Genomic DNA, 22,938 nt, shown 5'->3' with positions numbered 1-22,938 from the left:
GCGGCAAATCAGGTTACGGCCCCGACCTGCCAGGGCACGAATTCATTATCGCCATAGTCGTAAATTTCGCTCAACGTTTCCTGGCCCGACGCTACCGCAATGATATGCTCGAAGATGCGCGTTCCCGATTCTTCGATGGTTTCCTCGCCTTTGACTATGCCGCCGCAATTGAAGTCCATGTCTTCCTTCATATGCTCATACATTTCGGAATTGGTGGCGATCTTGATGCAGGGTGCAGGCTTGAAGCCAGAGACAGAGCCGCGCCCGGTCGTGAAGCAGATGACATTGCAGCCGCCAGCCACCTGCCCGGTCACCGCAACCGGGTCGTATCCCGGCGTATCCATGAAAACGAAGCCCTGTTCGGTCACGGTTTCGGCGAATTCATAAACAGCCTTGAGCGGCATGGAGCCGCCCTTGGCGACCGCGCCAAGCGACTTTTCCAGAATGGTGGTGAGACCGCCCAGCTTGTTGCCATGCGAAGGGTTATTGTTCAACTCGTCACCGTTGCGCGCGGTGTAATCGCGCCACCAGTCGATGCGCTGCAGCAGCTTTTCTGCGACAGCAGGCGTTATCGCGCGGCGGGTTAGAAGATGTTCCGCACCATAGATTTCAGGCGTTTCCGAAAGAACGGTCGTGCCGCCATTGCGCACGATGAGATCGGACGCATAGCCCAACGCAGGATTGGCCGAAATACCCGAATAACCATCGGAGCCACCGCATTCGAGCGCCACTTTTAGCTTGGACAAGGGTTGCGGCGTGCGCTTGGCCGAATTGACCAGCGGCAACATTTCCTTGATCTGTTCGATGGCCGCATCAATGGTCTTGCGCGTGCCGCCATGCTGCTGGATCGTCATGGTACGCAGGCGCTCGCCTTCCTCCATGCGATAATGTTCGAGGATAGGCGCGATCTGGTTGGTTTCACAACCTAGCCCGATCAGTAATATACCACCGAAATTCGGATGCTTGGCGTAGCCCTGAATGGTGCGGGTAAGCAGGCGATAGCCTTCCGACTTCGTATTAAGCGCGCAGCCTGTGCCGTGTGTCAACGCAACCACGCCATCGATATTGTCGAAGCCGTCCAATCCGCCCATGCGGTTGAAATAATCAGCGATATAGCGCGAGACAGTTGCTGAGCAGTTCACCGACGAAATGATACCGATATAGTTGCGCGTGCCCACGCCGCCGAAACCGCGATCATAGCCCATGAACTGGCGGCGCTCGGCCTCGGGCAACATGCCCCGTTCTTCGATATCGATCGAAAACTGATGCTCGTGTTCGGAAGGCAACATAGCGAGATTGTGGAGATGTACATGTTCGCCAACTGCGATACCTCGCGTCGCCACCCCGATCACCTGACCGTATTTATGCACTTCCTTGCCTGCCGAAATGGCATGCAGCGCAACCTTGTGACCGCGCCCGATCAGATCGTGGGCAACAACGTCGCCAAGACCGATCGGATCGCCAGCGCGGATCGAAACACGCGCAACCGCCACATCATCGGATGGGTGCAAAAGGATCACCGGCGCCACTGCCGGTACAACCTTGTCATTCATTTTCTGACCTCAATCCTAAATTCGTTCACTAGCCCAAACTGCCTCTCACACCTGGGCTCGCATCGGCTCGCTTTCCATCCAGCGCTGCTTGGATGCTTCCAGATGCATTCGCATCGCCGCCTGCGCCAGAAGTGAGTCCCTCGCCTCCAGCGCTGCATAGATTTTCTCATGCTCGGCCAAAGCCAGCATCCATGTGTCGCCGGTTTCAAAGCGCGTTCTGATCTGCGCCGTGAGCGGGCTGTACCGCTCATCGAACAGATCGCGTACAATGCGGGCCATCACGGAATTGCCTGACTGCTCAGCGATGATCAAATGGAATTGCCGGTCCAGATCGATCGCCTTGCGGCCAGTCGCAATCAACGCATGCATGGCATCCAGATTGGCACGCAGACGCTCCAGAGTCTCCGACGTCATCTGGCTGCAAGCCATGACAATAGCGCTGCCTTCAACAAGTGCGCGCGCCTGCATGATTTCCAGCACGCTTTCACCAACCGAACCACCCTGAACACCCGGCCTGTTCTCCGGCTCCACGGTCACATAAATGCCAGACCCCATGCGAATTTCGACATTGCCGGCAATTTCCAGCGCGATCAGGGCCTCGCGCAGCGACGGACGCGATACTCCAAGTTGCTGCGCAAGCTCACGCTCGGCCGGAAGCCTGCTTCCAGCCGGGAAATGTCCGTCACGGATTAAAAGCCTGACCTGGTCGGCAATCTGCTGATAAAGTCGCCGTGGCTCAACCGAGCCAATATGTTCGTTCATGATCACTCCCAAACTGGCCTTACCATATTTTGAACCGATCCAAAGTGCAATATTTGCCATATTATTGATATTTATGAATTTTATATATTTCTGCCGTTTTGTCGCACTGCTTTTCTGTCATCTTCTCGAGACTGGCTTGACCAATTTCAAGTGCTGGATTAGCTATTCACATAATCAATCGAGGGAGAGAAAATGAGCGGACAACCATCGATTCTGCAATTCGGCACCAGTCGTTTCCTGCTGGGACACGCGGATTTTTTCATTTCGGAAGCACTGGCCAAGGGTGACGCGATTGGCACGGTCGCTATCGTGCAGACGACCGCAAATCCCGACAGCGCTCGCCGTATCGCGGCACTGAACAGCGGCCAAGGCTATCCGGTCATCATCCGGGGCCTGTCGGGCGGCAAGCCGGTTGATGTGCAGCATCAGGCAAGAAGCGTCACCGCCGCTTATTCGGCGCATCAAGACTGGCAGACAATCCGCACGCTTTCCGCAAATGTGAAAGTCATCCTCTCCAACACAGCCGATAAGGGGTATGAACTTGATGGCGGCGACGACAGTACGCTGATTACAAGCCCCGACCGTTTGCCGAAAAGCTTTCCGGCCAAGCTTCTCGTACTGCTGCATCATCGCTGGCAGACCAATCCCGACGCGCCGCTTTCGATCTTTCCTTGCGAACTTATTTCGCGCAATGGCGACAAATTGCGTTCGATCCTGCTCCAAATGGCGCAAGACTGGAGCCTGCCCGATACATTCAGGCAATGGATTGAAACGAAATGCGTCTTCGCCAACAGTCTCGTTGATCGCATCGTCTCCGAACCCATCGATCCGGTCGGAGCAATCGCTGAACCCTATGCGCTCTGGGCCATCGAAAAGACAGAAGGGCTGACCCTTCCCTGCCAGCATCCCGATATTGTCGTGACCGATGATCTGGCTCGTTACGAGCGGTTGAAACTTTACCTTCTCAATCTCGGCCATACCTACATTGCCGAGCAATGGTTGAAAACTGCTCGCCCCAAGGATGAGATCGTGCTCGAGGCCATGCAGGACCCGGCTGTCCGCGATGGGCTCGAAGCCATGTGGCGTGAGGAAGTTCTGCCGGTTTTTGCTGCCGACGACCTTGGAAGCGAAGCGGAAACCTATGTCGGCTCAGTGCGGGAACGGTTCCTCAATCCTTTCCTCAAGCACCGGATTGCCGATATCGCCTCCAACCATGAAGAAAAAAAGCAGCGCCGCTTTGCGCCGATCATCACACGTGCAAAAGAACTGGGCCTCGATCTGGAACAGTATCGGCTCAGGCAAGCGCTTGGTGAGGCTTAACGCTGCACCAATTTGGCTATACGATTTCAAAAAACAACGGCAGCTTTCCGAAACGGAAAGCTGCCGTTTTTATAAATATAGTAATTAAAGCTTCAAAAATCTTAGTCGGCACATGCCCCAAATATTTGGTTACAGCGCAGCGAGCATGCCGATACTGTTTGGTCATCCAAATAGGTCCATTCCAAACTAGGAGAAGTCAAGAATGGGCACCGCATCCTAAAAACTGTCAGATTGCGAATGCCCGGCTTATAGACAGGCCGTCAATAGAATGAAAAATATTGTTAAGTAAATTCGTCACCTTCCCGTGATAAACCAAGGTGAAATCCTCACCTTTTGGGCTTTATACAAATAGTCATTGATACAATACATTAGAAATTCCTTAATGATCGCCCAACTTATTTAAGATCCGCGCATTCTAATACTTACTCGGAGCAAGGCTCCGGCACGAGTAATTCAACCTTTGCCAAAACGGCAGCAAGAAGAAGATTTTCAGCCCTGTTTAAGCGGTAGGAAATCATGCAAGTTGCCTTAACTCAACTGGAAGATTGGTCAACCGAAAGAATGCCGGGCGCTGAAAAAGAGTGCCTATTGCCGCTAAAGCCGCAATGCGTTTGCTGGCATTTTTCATTTCTCTTCTGTAATCTGCTTTACGAAAAATCTGCTGGCAAGGCAGAGGGGTTTAGAGGAGGACCGCCGAATGGCGGCAAAACTGCACGCAAGTGCATTCAGGGAGGACTTATGCGTAAATTGATTCTGGCCCTTACATCCATCGCCGCTCTGGCCGTGGCGAGTGCTGCTTTGGCGGAGGACTACAAAATCTTGGCTCCTGCGGCTCCGGGCGGCGGCTGGGACCAAACCGCGCGCACGATGCAGAACGTACTTCAGGACGAAGAGATTTCCGGCAGCGTGCAAGTCATCAACGTACCTGGCGCGGGCGGCACAATCGGCCTTGCGCAATTTGTTAATCAGAACAAGGGCGATCCAGGCCAGCTGATTGTCGGCGGCTATGTGATGGTCGGCGCAATTCTGACCAACAAATCCCCGATCACGCTCGATGCCATCACGCCGATCGCGCGCCTGACCGGCGAATATGAAGCCATCGTCGTCCCGGCATCTTCTGACATTCAGAATCTGGGTGATCTCGTTGAAAAGCTTAAAGCCGATCCCGGCTCTGTTTCATGGGGCGGTGGCTCGGCTGGTGGCACAGACCACATCACCGCTGGCCTTCTTGCAAAGGCTGTTGGCGTAGACCCCACCAAGATCAATTACATCGCCTTTTCGGGCGGCGGCGAAGCACTCGCCGCAATTCTGGGCAATCAGGTAACGGTCGGCATTTCCGGCTATGGCGAATTCGAAGCTCAGATCGAAGCCGGAGCATTGCGTGTTATCGGCATTTCCAGCGACGAGTCCATTGACGGCATTGACGCCCCCACCTTCAAGGAGGGCGGTGTGGATGTTTCGATCCAGAACTGGCGCATGGTCGGCGCGGCACCCGATCTTACCGCTGAACAGGAAGCAGCGATCAATGCTGACATCGAGAAGATGGTAAAATCGGAATCCTGGCAGAAAAGCCTCAAGGACAAGGGTTGGGCAGACACCTATCTGGCGGGCGATGCGTTCAAGGAGCAACTTGCCAAGGACATCAAGTCGACGGAAGTTATCCTCAAGGAAATTGGCCTCGTCAAATGACAGGAACGCAACAACAGGAACAACGCCGTCCCGATGGGGCGGCGCAACAACGCGCAGGTCCTGATCACGCTGCTCTTGTCATAGCCTTCGTTCTGGCCGCCATTGCCATTGCGATTGCTTGGGCGACGGCCTATGGCAATACTGTCCTGTCCTATTCGCCGGTCGGCCCCAAAACTGTTTCCTATATCGTCGCAGCCGGGCTGTTCGGGCTGGCTATCTGGACAGTGATCGAAGCAATTCGCGGCGATTTTCCCGAACGGGAGCAACAGGAAATGGCGCCTATGGCGTGGATCATCGGCGGTCTGGCGATCCAGATGCTGACGATGAAGACCATCGGTTTTTCGTTGTCGACAGGACTGCTTTTTGCCGCGACAGCGCGCGGTTTCGGCTATCGCAAGTTCTGGATCAGCCTGCCCATTGGAATCATTTTTGCTTTCGCTGTCTGGGTCATTTTCTCACGCGGCTTGCAACTTTCGCTGCCATCCGGCTGGCTGGAACAGTTCGTCTAAAGGGAGATGCCACATGGATACTGTCGCACTCCTCGCCCACGGCCTCATAGTGGCACTGGAGCCCATAAACCTTCTTTACGCATTGATCGGCGTAACGTTGGGAACAGCGGTCGGCGTTCTTCCCGGCATCGGTCCGGCACTTACCGTCGCCCTTCTTCTGCCTGTCACCTACAAGCTCGATCCATCCGGCTCGCTCATCATGTTCGCGGGTATTTATTATGGCGGCATGTATGGCGGTTCGACCACATCGATCCTGCTCAACACGCCAGGCGAAAGCGCCTCCATCGTCACCGCGCTGGAAGGCAACAAGATGGCGCGCGCCGGACGTGGTGGCCCGGCACTTGCCACAGCGGCCATTGGCTCGTTCGTCGCAGGCCTGATCGCCACGCTGGCACTAGCTTTTGTCGCGCCATGGGTGGTCAAATTTGCGCTGTCCTTCGGACCGTCGGAATATTTCGCGCTCATGCTTCTAGCCTTCATGACCGTTTCGGCGGCCTTCGGCGATTCGACACTGCGTGGGTTGACATCGCTTTTCGTCGGTCTGGCGCTTGGCCTGATCGGGATCGATCAGTTGACCGGCCAGGCGCGCCTCGTCATGGGTACGCCAAATCTTCTCGACGGCATCAATGTGACCACGATGGCCGTGGCATTGTTTGCCATTGGCGAAACGCTTGCGGTCGTATCCAAAAAACTGACCCCCGATGACGAGGTCATCGCCATCAAAGGTTCCGTCTGGATGACGAAGGCGGATTGGAAACGCTCATGGGTGCCGTGGCTGCGCGGTACGGCGATCGGTTTTCCCATTGGGGCGATGCCTGCCGGTGGCGCGGACGTATCGAGCTTTTTATCCTATTCTGCGGAACGTCAATTTTCCAAGCATCCCGAAGAATTCGGCAAAGGCGCAATTGAAGGTGTCGCCGGTCCGGAGGCTGCAAACAATGCCTCTGCCGCTGGTACACTGGTGCCCCTGCTCACGCTCGGCCTCCCGACAACGGCGACAGCCGCTATTATGCTGGCAGGCTTCCAGCAATTCGGCCTTCAGCCCGGACCGCTGTTGTTTGTGACCAATGCTTCGCTGGTATGGGGTCTGGTTGCGAGCCTTCTGGTGGCCAATCTGATGCTGCTGGTGCTCAATTTGCCGATGATCGGTCTTTGGGTAAAGATGCTGACCATCCCGCGCCATTGGCTCTATGCGGGCATTTTGGTCTTCGCCACGCTCGGCACCATCGGCGCAAATGCTTCGACCTCAATGCTTTTCGGTCTGCCAGTCTCGTTCGAACTGGGCCTGCTTTTGGCGTTTGGCCTGCTTGGCTACGTGCTGCGCCGCTTTTCCTATCCGATTGCGCCTGTAGTCGTGGGGCTTATTCTTGGGCCAATGGCCGAAAAAAGCCTGCGTCAGGCATTGCAGATCAGTCAGGGCAATCCGCTCACTCTGGTCAGTTCGTGGGTCTCGGTGACATTGATCTTGCTGGCCATTACGGCGGTTGTGGTCCCGATGATCCTACGCCAGCGTGGCAAGGGCGGATTGCTTGCTCAAATGGCGTCGGATGAAGATTAACCAGAAAAAGCCCGGATGTTCCGGGCTTTTCAATCAGTCTCTTAAGCTTTATCCATGAATTTTGCGGAATTCCGCAACATTTATACCAAGTGCTTCAAGGTCGCGCTTACGCGGCTGATGTCCCACGCGCAGGGCAGCAGCGGCCTGAACTGCGCTGTTGAACTGCGTAAAAGCGTGACCAAAACGACTGTTGAAACGGGCAAACATCTTTCTCTCCATCACGGATACTTCCTGCATCCGTGTCTTTCATATGGGTATGGAGAACGAAAGTCGGTAGACCAACCTGCACATGATAGCCATGCGTAATAAGCATATGTCGTGTCTGGGCGAACTGAAAATGCCTATGGCTCACTATTATCCGATCCGACCGACCTTTCCATGTTGCCGACCACGACGAGCGTAATAATTGCAATACCGGTGGCTATGATCGCGATATGCCAAAGACCGAGGCCACTGGCCAGACCGACGGAAGCCGCTAGCCACATACCCGCCCCTGTCGTAATGCCCATGATCTTGCCTTTGGCAAAAATGATGAAACCAGCGGCAAGAAAAGCAACGCCGCCGGTAATGGCTTCAATGAGGCGGGACGGGTCCATTCTGATATTCGGATCGTCAAAGATTGGTATATTCACCAGTTCCACCGAAACAATCGTGAAGGTCGCCGAAGCCAGACAGACCATCATATGGGTTTTGAGACCCGCCGGTCTCTTACGCCATTCGCGCTCCAGTCCGATAATAGCCCCCAACACAGTTGCAAGCAGCATTCGCACCAGCACCACCGGAAGGCTCAGAACATTTTCATGTGTGAATTCAGCCCAGAATTGATCCATGCCCCTTAACGGACATAGATGAGGTTGGTTCCCTCAACGCACAAGCATCCACACCATGCATTGCAGAATCTACTGACCACCACCGGATGCTGGCGGCACAGATTCCGTTGTCGCAGGCGGTATGGAATTCTCGCTATTCGAGGGCTTATCCGGTGAGATCACCTGACCATAGATCTCGACCAGAAACCATACGGCAAATGCAGCGACGATACTCACCAGCAATATTAAAAGGACTGGTCTTCCCTCTCGGCCTTGCCTTGCTTCGCTCGGACTGACCCGTTTCATAGATCAATACCTCCTGGTTTTGGCGCTCCACATAGCGTCAAGGAGTAATCGCTAAACGAGGAAATAGTTCCGTGCATATATCGCAATCGGCATGAATAATTTTACCAATATATCATTCAAGATATATAAGTATAAATTTCTTGAAACAGAACACCTCAAGTGAATGTTATTTAATATGCCCCATAAGCGGATCTATAATCAGCATTCATACGGGAAATTGTACGGTCGGTTGGAGTTGAACCAACTATTATACTACTGTATTAATTGTACAATTTCCCTTTACCCTCCGAATTTGTATCACAGTTTGTTACACAATTTATTGCGCAGATTGTAACACGTTGATGTACGTGAATTTGGCGCGTGTCTTGCGTCTGCCTGAAACGATTGAGCGGCTACTCACCGGGATTTTCATAAGTGCGCAAAAAGTCTTACGCGTTACCTAGAGTTGTACTTGATTGTGACAGCGGGCTGTATACGAAAGCCAAAAAGTCACACTAGCGCATCGTTATGATGCCTGCCGAATTGAAATCGGATAAACATTTTGCTGATTCTTAGGGAGGGGCAAAATGGCGAATTTGAAGCAGTACACCTATCCAGTCTTTATGGGCGTTTCAGGATTTCTGACAACAGTATCTGATCTAATTCAAAAGAACGATATCGCGATTTTTGTGGCCGCATCATTAGCGGCTATTGGAATAATAACGTCTGTCGCACCACGCTCGTGGCTGTCGAGAATTAGAGGTATATTCTCCAGTTTGAAAGAGGAGAAAGACAACTTTTCCTTTAAGTGCCTTGGGGTGTCATGTTTGTTGATGGCGGCTGCCGTGTTTGGCTTTTCCACGCTATCGGTTAAAGCTGCGCCAGAAGGAGGTATTATTGCATCGCAGTACCCGGAGATCAGAGAAATCCAAATAACGCTCGGGATTATGCAGTCTGATATAGCGCAGATTAAAAATCAGGTTGGGGAAATCAATGATAAGTCAGATAAAATCCTCTCAGCAACATTCCCATGGCTTGAGCTGTCGATTGAGGCAAGCTTTTCAAATAAACTAGAGGAGATTGATGGTCAGGTACAAAACGTCAACTACCCTGGAGGTTCTTTTGTTTGGGTAAGAAATGAAACTCCCATGAATTTTGAAGACGTTAGCATACTTATAACTAATTCTTTGAACAAGAATGACTACTATAAAGAAAATTATAAATTTATCGGTTCAAATGATACGAAGCAAGGGCAACTTGTCTCTAAATTAAAGATGTACGCGTCATACAACGTTTGCTATTCTGCGAAAGTAAAAGGACGTAAAGAATGGATTGTCGATACATTTGAAGTGAAAGGCACCCATGATTTTGCGACCATGAAAAGCGACGATTGGTACAAGTTTCGCTATGAAAAACTCGATTATGATGGACCACAAATTTACTCAGTAGAGAAACGGTGCCAGTTTTAAGCGACACCCATTTATACAGCAATTGACGTAATCAATAGTTACGCTGATGGAAAATCTACGTCATCTTCTAAAAAAGCGGAGCATTGGCTTCGCTTTCTTCATTCCTAACCCCGCTCGATGGCGGGGCTATTGAACGCAGCGATAGCGCGCTGTAAGTTTTTCGCGGGCTTAGCCAAGCCGGAAGATAAGACTTGGCAAGCTGATCAGCTGGGGCTGGTAAGCCAGCAGACAGGTTTCTTCCGCCCTCCCAGCACCAATTTCAGCTTCTTCTAATAAGTAATTCCCTCCTGTTTTAATTAACCATCGCGGCCAATTCTAGATGCACCGTTTATAATTTGCAGATATTTCTTACTTTGTTTTCACTTCAAAAGTAACGGAGGGTATAATGTTGAAATATATCGCCATAACGTTAGCGGCTGTGTTCTTCTCGGGCTCTGCTTTTGCATCCTCTGATTGCAATAATGCGCAAGATCAGGCAACAATGAACAAGTGTGCCAACGACGATTTCGCGAAAGCAGATAAGCAGCTAAATGCGCATTACAGAGAGATCGAAAAGCGCCTTTCTGACGACGAAGATGCCAAGAAGCTTCTGATCACCTCACAACGTGCATGGGTCAAATTCCGGGACGCGGAGTGCAATTTTTCGGCATCGGGGACCGCTGGCGGTAGCGTGCACCCGATGACAGTAGCCATATGTCGTGAAAAGCTCACAAAAGAACGAAATAAACAGTTCTCTGAATACCTGAACTGCGAAGAAGGTGACCTTTCTTGCCCAGTTCCCTCCGGCGGTTAAACGATAGCGGCCCAAAAGCCGCTATTGGTTTCCATTGAAAACACGATAGCAAAAAAGCGGGGCTTCGGCTCCGCTTTTCTAATCCCTAAACCGCCCTCACAAAAGTCGTCATCTTCCGCTGCACCGGGTCACGCTCATCGACTTTCGCAAGGAAACCTTCCTTGAACAGCGCTTTTGTTATGAGGCCCGCACGCTTCTTTTCCGCGTCATCGTCAAGGTCCAGTCCAAGCGCATAAGCTACCGCGCACCCAACCCAATCCTTGGCTTGCGGTGCCTGTTTGTACGTCCCGCCGTTGACCGTGCCGCGTATGGCTTCCTTCTGATCGTCGGTCAGGGTGTCTGCGACTTCCCCGCTCGTCGGCCACGCCCATGCGGTTACAACCGGCGCGTGGTCCTGCGGCTGCGTCAGCCCCCGACCATTGCCCAGCGCCACGGATTCAAGCTTGCGCCAGTCGGCCTTATGCGAAAGCGCCGAAAGGTTGGACTTGCCGTAAATCATACTGAAAAACGAAAACCGATCAGCCTGCGTTATGCCGGCGTCTGTGGCTTGCGCTTCTGACATACGGTTCCTTGGCAGCAACCGACGCAGGAACGCGCCGAACGTACTGATAGACGCCGTCGCGGTTGTTCAAATATCGATGTGGATCTGATTTGATGCGATACCCAACCATAATGGCATTATAGCACGCTGTTACACACTTCGTATCACAAAGCGGCACGTTTAAAGCGCAACCAGCAGGCCAACAACCCACTAACCAATTGATATTGCTTGATAATTTTAAATGGATGGCGTGGGGAAATGGTACGGTCGGTTGGAGTTGAACCAACGACCTCAGGAGCCACAATCCTGCGCTCTAACCAACTGAGCTACGACCGCGTACCTTGTTTCCAGCAATTTCGCCTCAAGGCGTCCGCTGACAGGGGGTCACATACGGAGAATCGTTTCATATTGCAAGTGATTATAACGTTCATTCGCCAAGAAATCCCCATTTGATGGCCGTGACGATTGGATCGTTAAAATTGAAACGATTTCGCTTACCATATTTTATGCATGAATGTGCGCAAGTATGAATATTCGCCAAACATGTAAAATTGCCTCACATGCATTAACTAATGGAAGAGAAAATTAGGTCCATACCGAATGGCAAGATGGACCCGGACCCGCAACAAGCTTATTAACGGGGTGTTAACAGGTATGTGGGCGGTCGAACGAACAGGTAAAGGAACGGTATGTCAGGATCATACCCCTTCATCGATATTGCCGCGCTGGATCATATCCGCGAGGGCTTTGCAAAGGGCGATGCGCAGCTCGTACTGACGCGCGACCTTTCGACCGTACTCTGGGTCAACGGGCCTGGCGCAGCCTTGTTCGGCTTTCAACGTATTGAGGACATGATTGGCCGCGATCTTGAACTGCCCGTGGCGACCCGCCGCCAGATTACAGGCTCCAGCAATGAAGCCGATCACGGAGCACGTACTGTGGCCATTCGTGTCGGCGCCAGCGTGCATTCGGAACTCACCCGCTTGAAAGTGTCCCACATCACGCTCCCCGATGACGTAGAGGCGTTGCTGCTTGCCGCGCAGCAGCAGGACCCGCGGCCCGAAACCGTCATTTCAGGTCTAGATGGCGACACGACCCATGTAGCGCTGATCGATGACGCGGCCCGGACGATTACGGCAAGCCCGCGTTTTGCTTCGCTCGATATTTCTGCAAGCACGATCGAAGACCTAATCGTCGAAGCCCGCGATGCGGCTGATCGCATAGTCAAGCGTCGCATACGCGCGGGCAAACACTCCATTCCGGGTGCAATAGCGCGTCTGTCCGACAATCCAGTTTTGCATCTCCTGTGCGTCGTCAGTGAATCTTCCATGCCCGCGCCGGCAGTCATCTCTCCGAAAAAAAATGCTGCCGAAGAAGCCGTACCGCAGGGCTTCAGCTTCGACCATGGCGGCCCGCCTGCCCGCTTCATCTGGAAAACGAATGCGGATGGGTCGTTTACGGAAGTCTCGCCAGAACTGGGCGTCATCATTGGGCCGAATGCCGCCGATGTCGTCGGACGGCGTTTTGCGGAAGTCGCCACCGTATTCGGCTTCGATAGCGATGGCAGTATTTCAGCGCTTTTGCAAAAACGGGATACCTGGTCGGGCAAGCGACTGCTTTGGCCGGTCGAAGGAACAAATTTGCGCGTGCCGGTGGAATTGGCCGCTTTGCCGGTCTATTCGCGTAACCGCGAGTTTGTCGGCTTTCGCGGGTTTGGCCTTGTGCGCCCCACCGAAGCCGAGGAGGACCCCGAAACCATCGGCCTCGTGCTCGCAGGCGGCATTCCGCAAAAGCGCGAACCCGAAATCACACAGACGCAACCGACAACCCGCAATGGCGATGATGATGCCTTGGCTCTTTCCGAGGAAGTTGCCAATGACGATCGCCCGGAAGCGACTATGCCGAAGCCTCCGCTCAACCTGACCCCAACCGAGGGACGGCGTACTTCCGACAGAGTGATCGAACTTCTCAATACTGCGGCAAGAGACAAGATCGAGGCCGATCAGGCAAAACTGCTCAAGGCCAAAGAACGTTCAGAAGCGCGCCCGGAAGGCGGCTTGACCGCAACCGAGCGCAATGCTTTCCGCGAGATTGCCGAGCGATTGCGCAAGCAGGGCCTCGCGAACTCACGCCAGGATAGCGAGCTCCAGACCGAAAAACCTGCGGAAGCAAAGGTGGTAAATATCCCCGGCGAGCAGGCTGGAGCGGCTCCGCTCGAAAGCAAGGCAGTCGACGATAAAACATACGCCGATGAAACCGCACTTCTGGCCAATCTGCCCGTACCGATCATCATCCATTCCGGCGACGAAATTCACTACGTCAATCATGCGTTTCTGGAACTGAGCGGCTATGAATCGCTCAGTGCCATTCATGAGGCGGGTGGCGTGGAAGCGCTATTCAACAGTGAGCCGGACAACAGCGAAAAGCGGCAGGGCATGATGCTGCGCCATGCCGATGGCGGCGAAGAGCCGGTGGAGGCACATCTCAGCGCGATAGGCTGGCGCGATGGCCGCGCCCTCATGCTCAGCCTGGTGCCGGTGGCCCCTGCCCTGATCGAAACACTTACTCCTGACACAACAGGAAACGATAAAGAAGTTGAAAAGCAGGCGCTTGAAACCCATGTCGAGGAACTCAAGACCATTCTCGATACGGCGACCGATGGCGTCGTCCTGATCAATCCCGAAGGCCGCATCCGTTCGATGAACCATTCGGCAGCCGCCCTATTCGGCTATGAGCGCGAAGAAACCGAAGGTAAGTTCTTCTCGATGCTCTTCGCCATTGAAAGCCAGCGCGCGGCAATGGATTACCTGCACGGGCTTTCCGGCAATGGCGTCATGAGCGTTCTCAATGACGGGCGCGAAGTGATCGGTCGCGAAGCGAAGGGCGGGTTCATTCCACTGTTCATGACAATTGGCAAGCTGCCGCAGGCACGCGGCTTCTGCGCCGTGCTGCGCGACATTACGCAATGGAAGCGCACCGAGGAAGAACTGACCAATGCGCGCAAGGAAGCCGAGCGCGCCTCGACCCAGAAAACTGAATTTCTGGCACGCATCAGCCATGAAATCCGTACTCCACTCAATGCGATCATCGGCTTTTCCGAATTGATGTCCGACGAAAAATTCGGCCCTATCGGCAACGACCGTTATCGCGACTATCTGCGCGACATCAATCGCTCCGGCAATCATGTGTTGGCACTGGTTAATGATCTGCTCGATATTTCCAAGATCGAAGCCGGTGCGCTCGATATGGAGTTCGAGGCAGTGTCACTCAACGACGCCATTGGCGAGGCCATCGCACTGATGCAGCCGCAGGCGAACCGGGACCGCGTCATTATCCGTTCCAGCTTCCAGTCGAACCTGCCCGATATCGTGGCAGATGCCCGTTCCATCAAACAGGTGGCGCTCAACCTACTGTCGAATGCCGTTCGTTTCACCGCCACGGGCGGACAGGTGATCGTCTCGACGAATTACGAACTGAACGGCGATGTGATCATGCGCGTACGTGATACAGGCGTCGGTATGAGCAAAGCGGAAGTCGAGCAGGCGCTCAAGCCTTTCCGGCAGGTCAACGTCATGCAGCGCCGTCAAGTAGAGAGTACGAAAGACTGGCGCAATGAGGGTACCGGCCTCGGCCTGCCGCTCACTAAGGCCATGGTCGAAGCGAACCGCGCGCAGTTTTCCATTGATTCCACGCCCGGACGCGGGACTGTGGTAGAGATCGTCTTCCCGCCCACGCGTGTCCTTGCCGATTGATACTCATCTCGCCGGTGAAACGTTGTGGCGAATTTGAGTTTCGCCCCATCAGGCGGCTTTGCCTCGCGGCGGTGATGGTTTACTGATTGCAGCAGGAAACATGTCTCACTGATCGGATGGTTGATGCGCTGGCCTAAATTTATGCGCCTTATTATTGCGCTTGTCATTCTTGGTGCGGCGGCAGCGGCAACTCTGCTCGCGGTGATACCCTTCGTCGTTTCGACAGATGCAATCCGCATACGTGTGGCGCAGGAAATCAGCGCCTGGACCGGCTACAGCGTCGAATTGCGGCAAGCTCCGCGCCTCCGGGTCTTTCCGGTCTTGCGCGCCTCGCTCAGCGGCGTAACCTTGAGCAAACTGTCCGGACAGGACGCGCGACCCATAATGAGTGCCGACCGTATTGATGTCGAGCTTTCGCCGCTCGATGCGATTCTGGGACGGTTGTCCTTCTCCGAAACGCATATTGTGCGCCCGCATTTTAATATTGGCGGGCCGGTCGATAATTTTTCGGGGCTGCTGGAGGCTGTGGCCAGTTCCAATGGTCGGTTGGGTACCGCAATACGTGCGCAGCGCGCGCTTCTGCAAAACGGCTCCAATGACAAAACGCTTGCAGCGCAACTGGTATCGCAGCCTTTTGGCCGCGTCGTCGTGCGTGACGGCACGATCTCGTTCAACCGCCCGGAATCGGAGAACGAGACCGAAGGCGAAGCCGATCAGGCCCAGCAAATCACCGGACTGAACGCCACGTTTGAATGGCCACGAACCTCCAGCCCCGCAACACTTAAGGGCAATGCACAATGGCGTGGCGAAGCCACCCAATTCAACCTGAGCGCCACACAAGCGCTGCCGCTCCTTGCTGGTGGCATGTCCGATGTCACCGCAAACTTCAATGCTGCTCCCCTCAACCTCGCCTTTCAGGGCAAGGCCACTATTTCCGATGACCGCTTTTTTGAGGGCACCTTGAGCGTAAAGACCCCTTCCCTAAATGGCGCCGTTCGCTGGCTTGGCTTGCCGCCGGTTGTCGGACGTGCGGAAATCGGTGCGTTCTCACTGGCATCAACGATCACCTCCACGCCACACAGGCTCAAATTCGCCAATGTTGAGATGACGACGGACGAGAGTCCTGCCAAAGGCGTGATTGAAATCGGCTTAGAGCAGGACCAGCCTGCGGTGACAGGAACGCTGGCTTTCGAAAAACTAGACCTGCGCCGGCTCTTTTCTATTTTCGTGCCGTTGCCCGATAATCGCGCCCGCCCCCCCAATGAGCGCGACCAGAATGACCGTGATATGATCGATACCAGCTTTATCGACCGGGCCGAATTGGATCTGCGCCTTTCCGCCCAAAGTGCCACTGCCGGACCGATCACATTGACGGGCGTTGCGGCAGCCGTGCAGATACGCGGCGGACGCGCCATATTCGATATTGGTGATGCCAAGGCCTTCAATGGCATTGTGCAGGCCAACTTGCAGATCGTGCGCGATCTGAAATCTGCGAGCGGTGAACTGCGCTTCAATGCGTCTGATATTGATAGTTCACAATTATTTGCCGTGCTCGGTTTCGACAAGCCCTTCGTCAACGGCAAGGGCAATGTCTCACTGCTCATGAAAGGACCGGCCAACCGCTGGTCCCAGTTGCTTACTAATGCGCAGGGTAATATCTCGGTGCAGCTCAACAACGGTCAGATGCAGGGCTTTGCAGTTCAGGATTTTCTCGCCAAAGCACAAAGCCAGGGCTTTTTCGCGCTGGAGCGACAGGAGAACATTGCGCTCGCCTTTAACCGGCTAGACCTCAAGGCCAATCTTTCCGATGGCGTGGCGACGCTTGAAAATGCCCGCCTCGATACATCGGACGGCACGCTCAATCTGGCCGGAATCGTGCCTTTCGTGGACCGCAGTCTGGCATTGAGCGGCGAGGTGGTCTTCCCCGGTAGCCAGCCCGAACAGCAATCCGATGCGACCGAAGACCCGCAGGAGGAAACCTCCCCAGCAAAGCCGCCTCTGAATTTCTTCGTCGGCGGCTCATGGGACCGACCCTTCATCTCGCCATCGGGAACGGTGCAGTAACGTTCTGTTGCGCTTTACACGATACGGAATGCGGCCTGCTCGTCGCGACGGCGCTGCACTTCGCGACGCTTGTTGACGACCGATGCGATGATGACGCCGATCGTCACCAATGCAATCAGAATCGTACAGATCGCGTTGATTTCCGGCGTCACGCCAAGGCGCACCTGGGAGTAGATTTTCATCGGCAGCGTCGTTGCGCCCGGACCGGAGGTGAAGCTTGCAATCACCAGATCGTCCAGCGACAGCGTGAAAGCCAGCATCCAGCCGGAAACCACGGCAGGCAGGATAACCGGAAGCGTGACCTTCATGAAGGTCGTCACCGGCGTTGCGCCGAGGTCCATGGCCGCTTCTTCCAGCGAACGGTCGAAGCTCACCAGGCGCGACTGCACCACCACGGCCACGAAACACATTGAGAAAGTGATGTGCGCGAGCGTCACGGTCCAGAAGCCACGATCAAAACTCACCGCCACGAACAGAAGGAGGAGCGACAGGCCGGTGATGACATCGGGCATGACCAGTGGCGCATAGACCATGCCGGAAAACAGGATACGTCCGCGAAAGCGTGTATAACGCGTCAGCGCCAGTGCCGCGAGCGTGCCGAGCACGGTTGCGATTGTTGCGGACAGCAAACCCACGCGGATCGTCACCCAGGCTGCATCCATCAGCGCCTGATTTCTGAACACCTCGCCATACCATTTGGTCGAGAAACCCGCCCAGACGGTGACCAGGCGGGATTCGTTGAACGAATAGATGACCAGAAGCACGATGGGCAGATAGAGGAAGGCGAAGCCCAGAGCAACAGACGCAATATTGAAGCGGGACCAGTTGTTGTTCATCACCTATCTCCCTTTTTCCTGCTGGCGCGCCTGCACTTGCTGGAAGATGACAATCGGCACGATAAGCAGGATCAGCAGCACCACAGCCACCGCTGACGAAACCGGCCAATCGCGATTGGAGAAGAATTCGCTCCAGATCGTCTTGCCGATCATCAGGGTCTGCGAACCGCCCAAAAGATCGGGAATGACGAATTCGCCCACGGCCGGAATGAAAACGAGGAAGCAGCCGGCAAGCACCCCTGCCAGTGACAAGGGAAACGTGATTTTCCAAAAGGCGGCAATCGGCGTGCAGCCCAGATCCTGCGCCGCCTCGATCAGCGAATAATCCATCTTTTCAAGAGAGGAGTAGATCGGCAGCACCATGAAAGGCAGATACGAATAGACAATGCCGATATAGACCGCCGTGTCCGTATTGAGAATGGTCAGCGGCGTATCGATGACGTTCAGCCACATCAGAAACTGGTTGAGCAGCCCTTCCGGCTTCAGAATGCCGATCCACGCATAGACACGGATGAGAAATGACGTCCAGAACGGCAGGATCACCATCATCAAGAGCGTGGGTCTGATTGTCGTCGGCGCGCGCGCAATGCCATAGGCCATCGGATAGGCGACAAGCAGCGTCAGGAACGTCGAGATCGCTGCAATGCGGACACTCGACAGATAGGCTTTGTAGTACAGCGGATCGTCCAGCAGCCACAGGTAGTTGGCAAAGGACAGCTGCTTGAACTTTTCCCAGTTCAGCGCAAAACCCTGGGCGAAATCGAAGGTCGGCACGTAGGCCGGAATAGCCATCGCCACTTCAGACAGGGAAATCTTGAAGACGATGAAAAACGGCACAAGAAAGAAAACCAGTAGCCACAGATAAGGCACTGCGATGACGAGGCGGCTGGCGACGGAAGCGATCAGCTTTTGCATGGGCTTGCCCCTCAGGCGGTCAGAACCAGACCGGCGTCGGTATCGAAAGAAACCCAGACGCGCTCGTCATAGGTCAGCGGATTTTCCGTCTTGCGCACGGCATTAAGACTTGCTGCCTTGATGGTGCGTCCGGTGTCGAGCCGCACATGGAACACCGTCATATCGCCGAAATAGGCAATATCCCAAAGCTCGCCTTCGACCGCATTGACCGAAGCCTCATCCGGTTTTTCGCGGGCAATGCGCGTCTTTTCCGGGCGCACCGCATACCAGACCTTCTGGCCTGGATTAAGTGTTTCACGGGTTTCGGTATGAATATGAAATCCGAATTTCTCGGTGGCAATTTCCGCCTCGCCGCTTGCCGTTTTCACCACCTCGCCTTCGATGATGTTCACATTGCCGATGAAATCCGCCACGAATTTCGAGCGCGGCGCTTCATAGACCTCCGCAGGTGTGGCCACCTGCATGATGCGGCCCTTGTCCATCACCGCGATACGGTCGGCCATGGTCATGGCCTCTTCCTGATCATGGGTGACGACCATGAAGGTCATGCCGAGCTTGACCTGCAAATCCATCAATTCGAACTGCGTTTCCTCACGCAGCTTCTTGTCGAGTGCGCCAAGCGGCTCGTCCAGCAGCAGAACTTTGGGGCGCTTGGCAACCGAGCGGGCGAGAGCCACGCGCTGGCGCTGGCCGCCGGAAAGCTGGTGCGGCTTGCGCTTGCCATATTGCTCCAGCTTCACGAGCTTGAGCATTTCGGCCACGCGCGCGTCGATTTCCGATTTCGCCATGCCGTCCTGTTTCAGGCCGAAGGCGATATTGTTTTCGACCGTCATATGCGGAAACAGCGCATAAGACTGAAACATCATATTGACCGGACGCTTGTAGGGCGGAATGCCGCGCAAATCCTGACCGTCGAGCATGATGCGACCCGATGTCGGCTCCTCGAAACCTGCCAGCATGCGCATCAGCGTGGTCTTGCCGCAGCCCGATGCGCCCAGCAGCGCGAAGAATTCGCGATTGAAAACATTGAGCGACAGATCATCGACGGCGGTGAAATCGCCGAAGATCTTCGTCACATTCTCGAAAGAAATGAAGGGCTTGGCCGCCGGATCGTTCCAGGGCGCAAATTTGCGGCGAAAGCTGCCAAAAGATTCCATTCCGTTCCCCTATCGACCTGTCTGGAACTCTACCCCCAAGCCGTCAGCCTGCTGTTACAAGACGCAGAGCGGCCCTCTGTCTTTACAGGGAGCCGCTCTTCACGATGTCGGGCGGGGCCTTTAAGCGCCCCTCGCACTGTCTGGCGCTTACTGGCCGGTGACAATCTTGGTCCAGACGCGAGTCACCACGCGCTGGGTCTTGGTGTCGTATGGCGACGGCACGAACAGTTTCTTCATGACGTCTTCTGTCGGATAGATTTCCGGATCGTCGAGAATTTCCTTTTCGATGAATTCCTGCGAAGCCTTGTTACCATTGGCGTAGAACACATAGTTCGAAGCTTTGGCCGCCACTTCCGGACGCATCATGTAATTGATGAATTCGAGCGCTTCCGGCACATGCTTGGCGTCGGCAGGGATCGCCATCTGGTCGAACCAGATCAGCGCACCTTCTTTCGGGATCGAATAACCGATTTCCACACCCTGATTGGCTTTTTCTGCCCGGTCACGCGCCTGGAAAATGTCACCCGAATAGCCCACGGCCATGCAGATATCGCCGTTCGCCAGTGCATTGATATATTCCGACGAGTGGAACTTGCGGATATTCGGGCGAACTTTCAGATAGAGGTCCTGCGCCTTCTGCAAATCGTCCGGCGACGGTGAATTGGGGTCCAACCCCAGATAATTCAAAGCCGGACGCAGCATTTCGCTGGCAGAATCGAGCAAGTAGATACCGCAATCCTTCAGCTTTGCCGATTTCTCCGGATCAAAAAGAGCATCCCATGAATCAATCGTATCCGTGCCCAGCGCTTCCTTGATCCTGGCCTTGTTATAGCCGATACCGGTCGTGCCCCACATATAGTTGACGGAATATTCGTTGCCTGGATCGTAAACCATCACGCGATCGGAAATTTCGCCCCACATATTCTTGATGTTCGGCAGTTTTTCCTTGTCGAGCTTCAGGAAGACGCCTGCCGGAATCTGGCGACCAAGAAACTCGCCCGACGGCACCACGACATCATAGCCGCTACCGCCCGCCAGAAGTTTGGTTTCAAGAAGTTCGTTGGAATCATAAACGTCGTAAACGACTTTGATCCCGGTTTCCTTGGTGAAATCCTTCAGGATGGAATCGTCGATATAATCCGACCAGTTATAGATATTGACCACCCGCTCCTGCGCACTGGCGGACAATGTGGCGGCAGCTACAAAACCCGTGATCACGGTTGTCGCCAGAAGGAAGGATTTGATCCCCATCGCGTGCTCCATTCTGCACATCAATTTCCTGTGCAGGTTCAAGGTGGATATACAATTTCTTTATTGCACTTTTTTAGATTGCACCGCGTTCGTCAACCACCTCATGACGTGACAAACACAAAAATTGTGCCGAGTTCAGCTGTAGCGGCGGTGAGATTTGGTCTCTGCCGCGTCGAAAATGGTGGGAGGTGAGAACCCGCAGACCGCCAGAACCGAAATATCGCGCCCTTACTGGAAGTCGAAGGCTGACAGCCCCGCAACCATCTCGTCCAGCCCAAGCGGACGGGTCAACGGCGGCTCGGCGCGGGTAATGCAGCCCTGCCGCTCGCACAGCCGACAGGCTGGACCTATTTCCGTATTGGCGGCGCAGCCCACGCCGTAAATGGTGTCCTCCCCCGCTTCCAGCGAACAGCCGAGTAGAAGCGCGGTGCGGCGCGGGCGCTCGTTGAATGCGCCTTGCGGCCCTTCCAGCGTGCGCGCAATCGTGAGATATGCGGAACCATCGGGAAGTTCCGCGGGTTCGACAAGCACCTGCCCTGCCTGCGCAAAAGCGGCATAGACGGGCAATTTGGGACATTGCCCGCCAAAGCGCAGTGGAAACCCCTCCGCCCCCACCAGGCGCAGACGATTGCCCGCATGGTCGATTTCCATCAGGAAAAACGGTAAAGCGCTTGAACCCTGCCGCTGCAAGGTCGTGAGACGGTTCGCAGCCTGCTGAAACGACACGCCGAAGCGGGAGCGCAGCACATCCACATCGTAACGTGCGCGTACCGCCGCATCGCGGAACTGCCGATAGGGCATCATCAGCGCCTGTGCGGCGTAGCGCGCCAGTTCGAAACGCGCAATGCGCTTCGCCTCACTCGATGACAGTTTCAAGCCTTCCGTCTCAGCACCGATCACCACCTGCATGCGGATCAAGGCCGCTTCCATGGCGATTTCCTGCAACTGATCGAAAGGCGACAGACGCTCGGAAATGAAAAGCCGCTGCGAGTGGCGGTCATAGCGTCTGCGCCAGTTAGGCATGGTCGCAACAGGCAGGCTACGCACCGTAATGCCGTGCTCGCGCCGCAGCCACTCTTTCAACGCACTGGATAAATCGTCGCCCGGTTTCAGAAGACTAAAGAAACTTTCGGCTTCCTCCTCGATACGAGGATAATGGTTGGGCCTTCGCGCCATCACGTCGCGCACCTCGTCGAGAGGCAGGCGCGTCGCGGAAAGCTGCGCCTCACCGCCTTCATGCGAGAGCAATTGCGACAAATCCGAAAGGCGCTGCTGCTGCTCGCGATAGGCGCGGTAAAGCTTCACGACCCCCGCCGCCGCGTTGGGCGCGGCCTCGCCGATTTCCACCAGTTCCTGGTCGCCCGGCAATTCGCCTGTCAGAAGCGGGTCGGAAAACACTTCCTTGAGGCCCGCGACCATCGCGCCGCTTTCCGCCTGAAGACTGTCCAGATCAAGCTTGTAGACACTTGCGAGTTTCAAAAGAAGCTGCACAGTCAAAGGGCGCTGATTGCGCTCGATCAGATTGAGATAGGACGGCGAAATGCCAAGCGCCTCGGCCATCCCCGTCTGGGTAAGAGCCCGCTCGTTACGGATGCGCCTGATCCGCGGCCCGGCGAAAATCTTGCGCTCGCTCATCATGGTGCTCCAGATCTGGACAGGCGATATTTACAATTCA

General features: G+C 54.7%; 18 protein-coding genes and 1 tRNA gene. 8 read left to right on the top strand and 11 right to left on the bottom strand.

Annotated features, from left to right (window positions below):
- Positions 1-8: 8 nt before the first annotated feature.
- Together KUG47_RS06450 and KUG47_RS06445 are read right to left on the bottom strand one after the other, a co-directional pair.
- Positions 9-1,553 (bottom strand): UxaA family hydrolase, encoded by a 1,545-nt coding sequence (locus KUG47_RS06450; RefSeq protein WP_217677137.1) that lies wholly within the window; start codon positions 1,551-1,553, stop codon positions 9-11.
- 45 nt (positions 1,554-1,598) lie between these two features.
- Positions 1,599-2,315 (bottom strand): FadR/GntR family transcriptional regulator, encoded by a 717-nt coding sequence (locus KUG47_RS06445; protein WP_217677136.1) that lies wholly within the window; start codon positions 2,313-2,315, stop codon positions 1,599-1,601.
- A gap of 192 nt (positions 2,316-2,507) precedes the next feature.
- Here KUG47_RS06445 and KUG47_RS06440 point away from each other — a divergent pair, with 192 nt between their 5' ends.
- The 4 genes from KUG47_RS06440 to KUG47_RS06425 all read left to right on the top strand — a co-directional run bounded on the left by KUG47_RS06440 (position 2,508) and on the right by KUG47_RS06425 (position 7,391).
- Positions 2,508-3,635, top strand: coding sequence for a mannitol dehydrogenase family protein (locus KUG47_RS06440; protein WP_217677135.1), 1,128 nt, complete (start codon positions 2,508-2,510; stop codon positions 3,633-3,635).
- A gap of 738 nt (positions 3,636-4,373) precedes the next feature.
- The gene (locus KUG47_RS06435) at positions 4,374-5,324 is read left to right on the top strand and encodes a Bug family tripartite tricarboxylate transporter substrate binding protein (RefSeq protein ID WP_217677134.1); all 951 of its coding nucleotides are present in this window, start codon (positions 4,374-4,376) and stop codon (positions 5,322-5,324) included.
- Positions 5,321-5,833, top strand: a complete 513-nt coding sequence (locus KUG47_RS06430; RefSeq protein WP_217677133.1) for a tripartite tricarboxylate transporter TctB family protein — start codon at positions 5,321-5,323, stop codon at positions 5,831-5,833. Before KUG47_RS06435 ends, KUG47_RS06430 begins: the two co-directional genes overlap by 4 nt.
- Positions 5,834-5,846: 13 nt before the next feature.
- Positions 5,847-7,391: a tripartite tricarboxylate transporter permease gene (locus KUG47_RS06425; protein ID WP_217677132.1), complete on the top strand. Its 1,545-nt coding sequence runs from the start codon at positions 5,847-5,849 to the stop codon at positions 7,389-7,391.
- Between the two features lie 48 nt (positions 7,392-7,439).
- On the opposite strand, the gene KUG47_RS06420 is transcribed toward KUG47_RS06425, so the two are convergent.
- A complete protein-coding gene (locus tag KUG47_RS06420; RefSeq protein WP_217677418.1) occupies positions 7,440-7,613 on the bottom strand; it encodes a hypothetical protein in 174 nt (57 codons plus the stop codon).
- 119 nt (positions 7,614-7,732) lie between these two features.
- Positions 7,733-8,221: an MgtC/SapB family protein gene (locus KUG47_RS06415; protein WP_217677131.1), complete on the bottom strand. Its 489-nt coding sequence runs from the start codon at positions 8,219-8,221 to the stop codon at positions 7,733-7,735.
- Between the two features lie 851 nt (positions 8,222-9,072).
- Here KUG47_RS06415 and KUG47_RS06410 point away from each other — a divergent pair.
- Together KUG47_RS06410 and KUG47_RS06405 are read left to right on the top strand one after the other, a co-directional pair.
- On the top strand, positions 9,073-9,954 hold the full coding sequence (locus tag KUG47_RS06410; RefSeq protein WP_217677130.1) for a hypothetical protein: 882 nt from the start codon (positions 9,073-9,075) through the stop codon (positions 9,952-9,954).
- 385 nt (positions 9,955-10,339) lie between these two features.
- Positions 10,340-10,747 carry a lysozyme inhibitor LprI family protein gene (locus KUG47_RS06405; protein ID WP_217677129.1) on the top strand — a complete coding sequence of 136 codons (408 nt, stop codon included), beginning with the start codon at positions 10,340-10,342 and terminating at the stop codon, positions 10,745-10,747.
- An 85-nt stretch (positions 10,748-10,832) separates the two neighbouring features.
- On the opposite strand, the gene KUG47_RS06400 is transcribed toward KUG47_RS06405, so the two are convergent.
- Together KUG47_RS06400 and KUG47_RS06395 are read right to left on the bottom strand one after the other, a co-directional pair.
- Entirely contained in the window at positions 10,833-11,309 is a 477-nt protein-coding gene (locus KUG47_RS06400) for an ATPase (RefSeq protein ID WP_217677128.1), read from the bottom strand.
- Positions 11,310-11,547: 238 nt separating this feature from the next.
- Positions 11,548-11,624 (bottom strand) — tRNA-His (locus tag KUG47_RS06395).
- A gap of 353 nt (positions 11,625-11,977) precedes the next feature.
- On the opposite strand from KUG47_RS06395, the gene KUG47_RS06390 reads away from it, so the two are divergent.
- Positions 11,978-15,040, top strand: a complete 3,063-nt coding sequence (locus KUG47_RS06390) for a PAS domain S-box protein (RefSeq protein ID WP_217677127.1) — start codon at positions 11,978-11,980, stop codon at positions 15,038-15,040.
- A 123-nt stretch (positions 15,041-15,163) separates the two neighbouring features.
- On the top strand, positions 15,164-17,104 hold the full coding sequence (locus KUG47_RS06385) for an AsmA family protein (protein WP_217677126.1): 1,941 nt from the start codon (positions 15,164-15,166) through the stop codon (positions 17,102-17,104).
- 14 nt (positions 17,105-17,118) lie between these two features.
- Here KUG47_RS06385 and KUG47_RS06380 read toward each other — a convergent pair whose 3' ends face one another.
- The 5 genes from KUG47_RS06380 to KUG47_RS06360 form a co-directional block, all read right to left on the bottom strand.
- Positions 17,119-17,940: an ABC transporter permease gene (locus KUG47_RS06380; RefSeq protein ID WP_217677125.1), complete on the bottom strand. Its 822-nt coding sequence runs from the start codon at positions 17,938-17,940 to the stop codon at positions 17,119-17,121.
- A 3-nt stretch (positions 17,941-17,943) separates the two neighbouring features.
- A complete protein-coding gene (locus KUG47_RS06375) occupies positions 17,944-18,855 on the bottom strand; it encodes an ABC transporter permease subunit (protein WP_185918715.1) in 912 nt (303 codons plus the stop codon).
- An 11-nt stretch (positions 18,856-18,866) separates the two neighbouring features.
- Complete coding sequence (locus KUG47_RS06370; RefSeq protein ID WP_217677124.1) at positions 18,867-20,012, bottom strand: ABC transporter ATP-binding protein; 1,146 nt, start codon at positions 20,010-20,012, stop codon at positions 18,867-18,869.
- A 147-nt stretch (positions 20,013-20,159) separates the two neighbouring features.
- Complete coding sequence (locus KUG47_RS06365) at positions 20,160-21,263, bottom strand: polyamine ABC transporter substrate-binding protein (RefSeq protein ID WP_217677123.1); 1,104 nt, start codon at positions 21,261-21,263, stop codon at positions 20,160-20,162.
- A 228-nt stretch (positions 21,264-21,491) separates the two neighbouring features.
- Positions 21,492-22,898: a helix-turn-helix domain-containing protein gene (locus KUG47_RS06360; RefSeq protein WP_217677392.1), complete on the bottom strand. Its 1,407-nt coding sequence runs from the start codon at positions 22,896-22,898 to the stop codon at positions 21,492-21,494.
- Positions 22,899-22,938 lie beyond the last annotated feature (40 nt).

The sequence above is a fragment of the Falsochrobactrum tianjinense genome, assembly GCF_019100495.1.
Classification (GTDB): domain Bacteria; phylum Pseudomonadota; class Alphaproteobacteria; order Rhizobiales; family Rhizobiaceae; genus Brucella; species Brucella tianjinense.
This window is presented reverse-complemented; position numbering and strand designations above follow the sequence as displayed.

What these genes read in the sequence shown, in the direction of transcription:
- KUG47_RS06410 (WP_217677130.1), top strand. Translation starts at nt 9,073, where the DNA reads ATGGCGAATTTGAAGCAGTACACCTATCCAGTCTTTATGGGCGTTTCA.
- KUG47_RS06450 (WP_217677137.1), bottom strand. Translation starts at nt 1,553, where the DNA reads ATGAATGACAAGGTTGTACCGGCAGTGGCGCCGGTGATCCTTTTGCAC.
- KUG47_RS06435 (WP_217677134.1), top strand. Translation starts at nt 4,374, where the DNA reads ATGCGTAAATTGATTCTGGCCCTTACATCCATCGCCGCTCTGGCCGTG.
- KUG47_RS06380 (WP_217677125.1), bottom strand. Translation starts at nt 17,940, where the DNA reads ATGAACAACAACTGGTCCCGCTTCAATATTGCGTCTGTTGCTCTGGGC.
- KUG47_RS06390 (WP_217677127.1), top strand. Translation starts at nt 11,978, where the DNA reads ATGTCAGGATCATACCCCTTCATCGATATTGCCGCGCTGGATCATATC.
- KUG47_RS06360 (WP_217677392.1), bottom strand. Translation starts at nt 22,898, where the DNA reads ATGAGCGAGCGCAAGATTTTCGCCGGGCCGCGGATCAGGCGCATCCGT.
- KUG47_RS06370 (WP_217677124.1), bottom strand. Translation starts at nt 20,012, where the DNA reads ATGGAATCTTTTGGCAGCTTTCGCCGCAAATTTGCGCCCTGGAACGAT.
- KUG47_RS06425 (WP_217677132.1), top strand. Translation starts at nt 5,847, where the DNA reads ATGGATACTGTCGCACTCCTCGCCCACGGCCTCATAGTGGCACTGGAG.
- KUG47_RS06430 (WP_217677133.1), top strand. Translation starts at nt 5,321, where the DNA reads ATGACAGGAACGCAACAACAGGAACAACGCCGTCCCGATGGGGCGGCG.
- KUG47_RS06365 (WP_217677123.1), bottom strand. Translation starts at nt 21,263, where the DNA reads ATGGGGATCAAATCCTTCCTTCTGGCGACAACCGTGATCACGGGTTTT.
- KUG47_RS06415 (WP_217677131.1), bottom strand. Translation starts at nt 8,221, where the DNA reads ATGGATCAATTCTGGGCTGAATTCACACATGAAAATGTTCTGAGCCTT.
- KUG47_RS06405 (WP_217677129.1), top strand. Translation starts at nt 10,340, where the DNA reads ATGTTGAAATATATCGCCATAACGTTAGCGGCTGTGTTCTTCTCGGGC.
- KUG47_RS06385 (WP_217677126.1), top strand. Translation starts at nt 15,164, where the DNA reads ATGCGCTGGCCTAAATTTATGCGCCTTATTATTGCGCTTGTCATTCTT.
- KUG47_RS06445 (WP_217677136.1), bottom strand. Translation starts at nt 2,315, where the DNA reads ATGAACGAACATATTGGCTCGGTTGAGCCACGGCGACTTTATCAGCAG.
- KUG47_RS06440 (WP_217677135.1), top strand. Translation starts at nt 2,508, where the DNA reads ATGAGCGGACAACCATCGATTCTGCAATTCGGCACCAGTCGTTTCCTG.
- KUG47_RS06375 (WP_185918715.1), bottom strand. Translation starts at nt 18,855, where the DNA reads ATGCAAAAGCTGATCGCTTCCGTCGCCAGCCGCCTCGTCATCGCAGTG.
- KUG47_RS06400 (WP_217677128.1), bottom strand. Translation starts at nt 11,309, where the DNA reads ATGTCAGAAGCGCAAGCCACAGACGCCGGCATAACGCAGGCTGATCGG.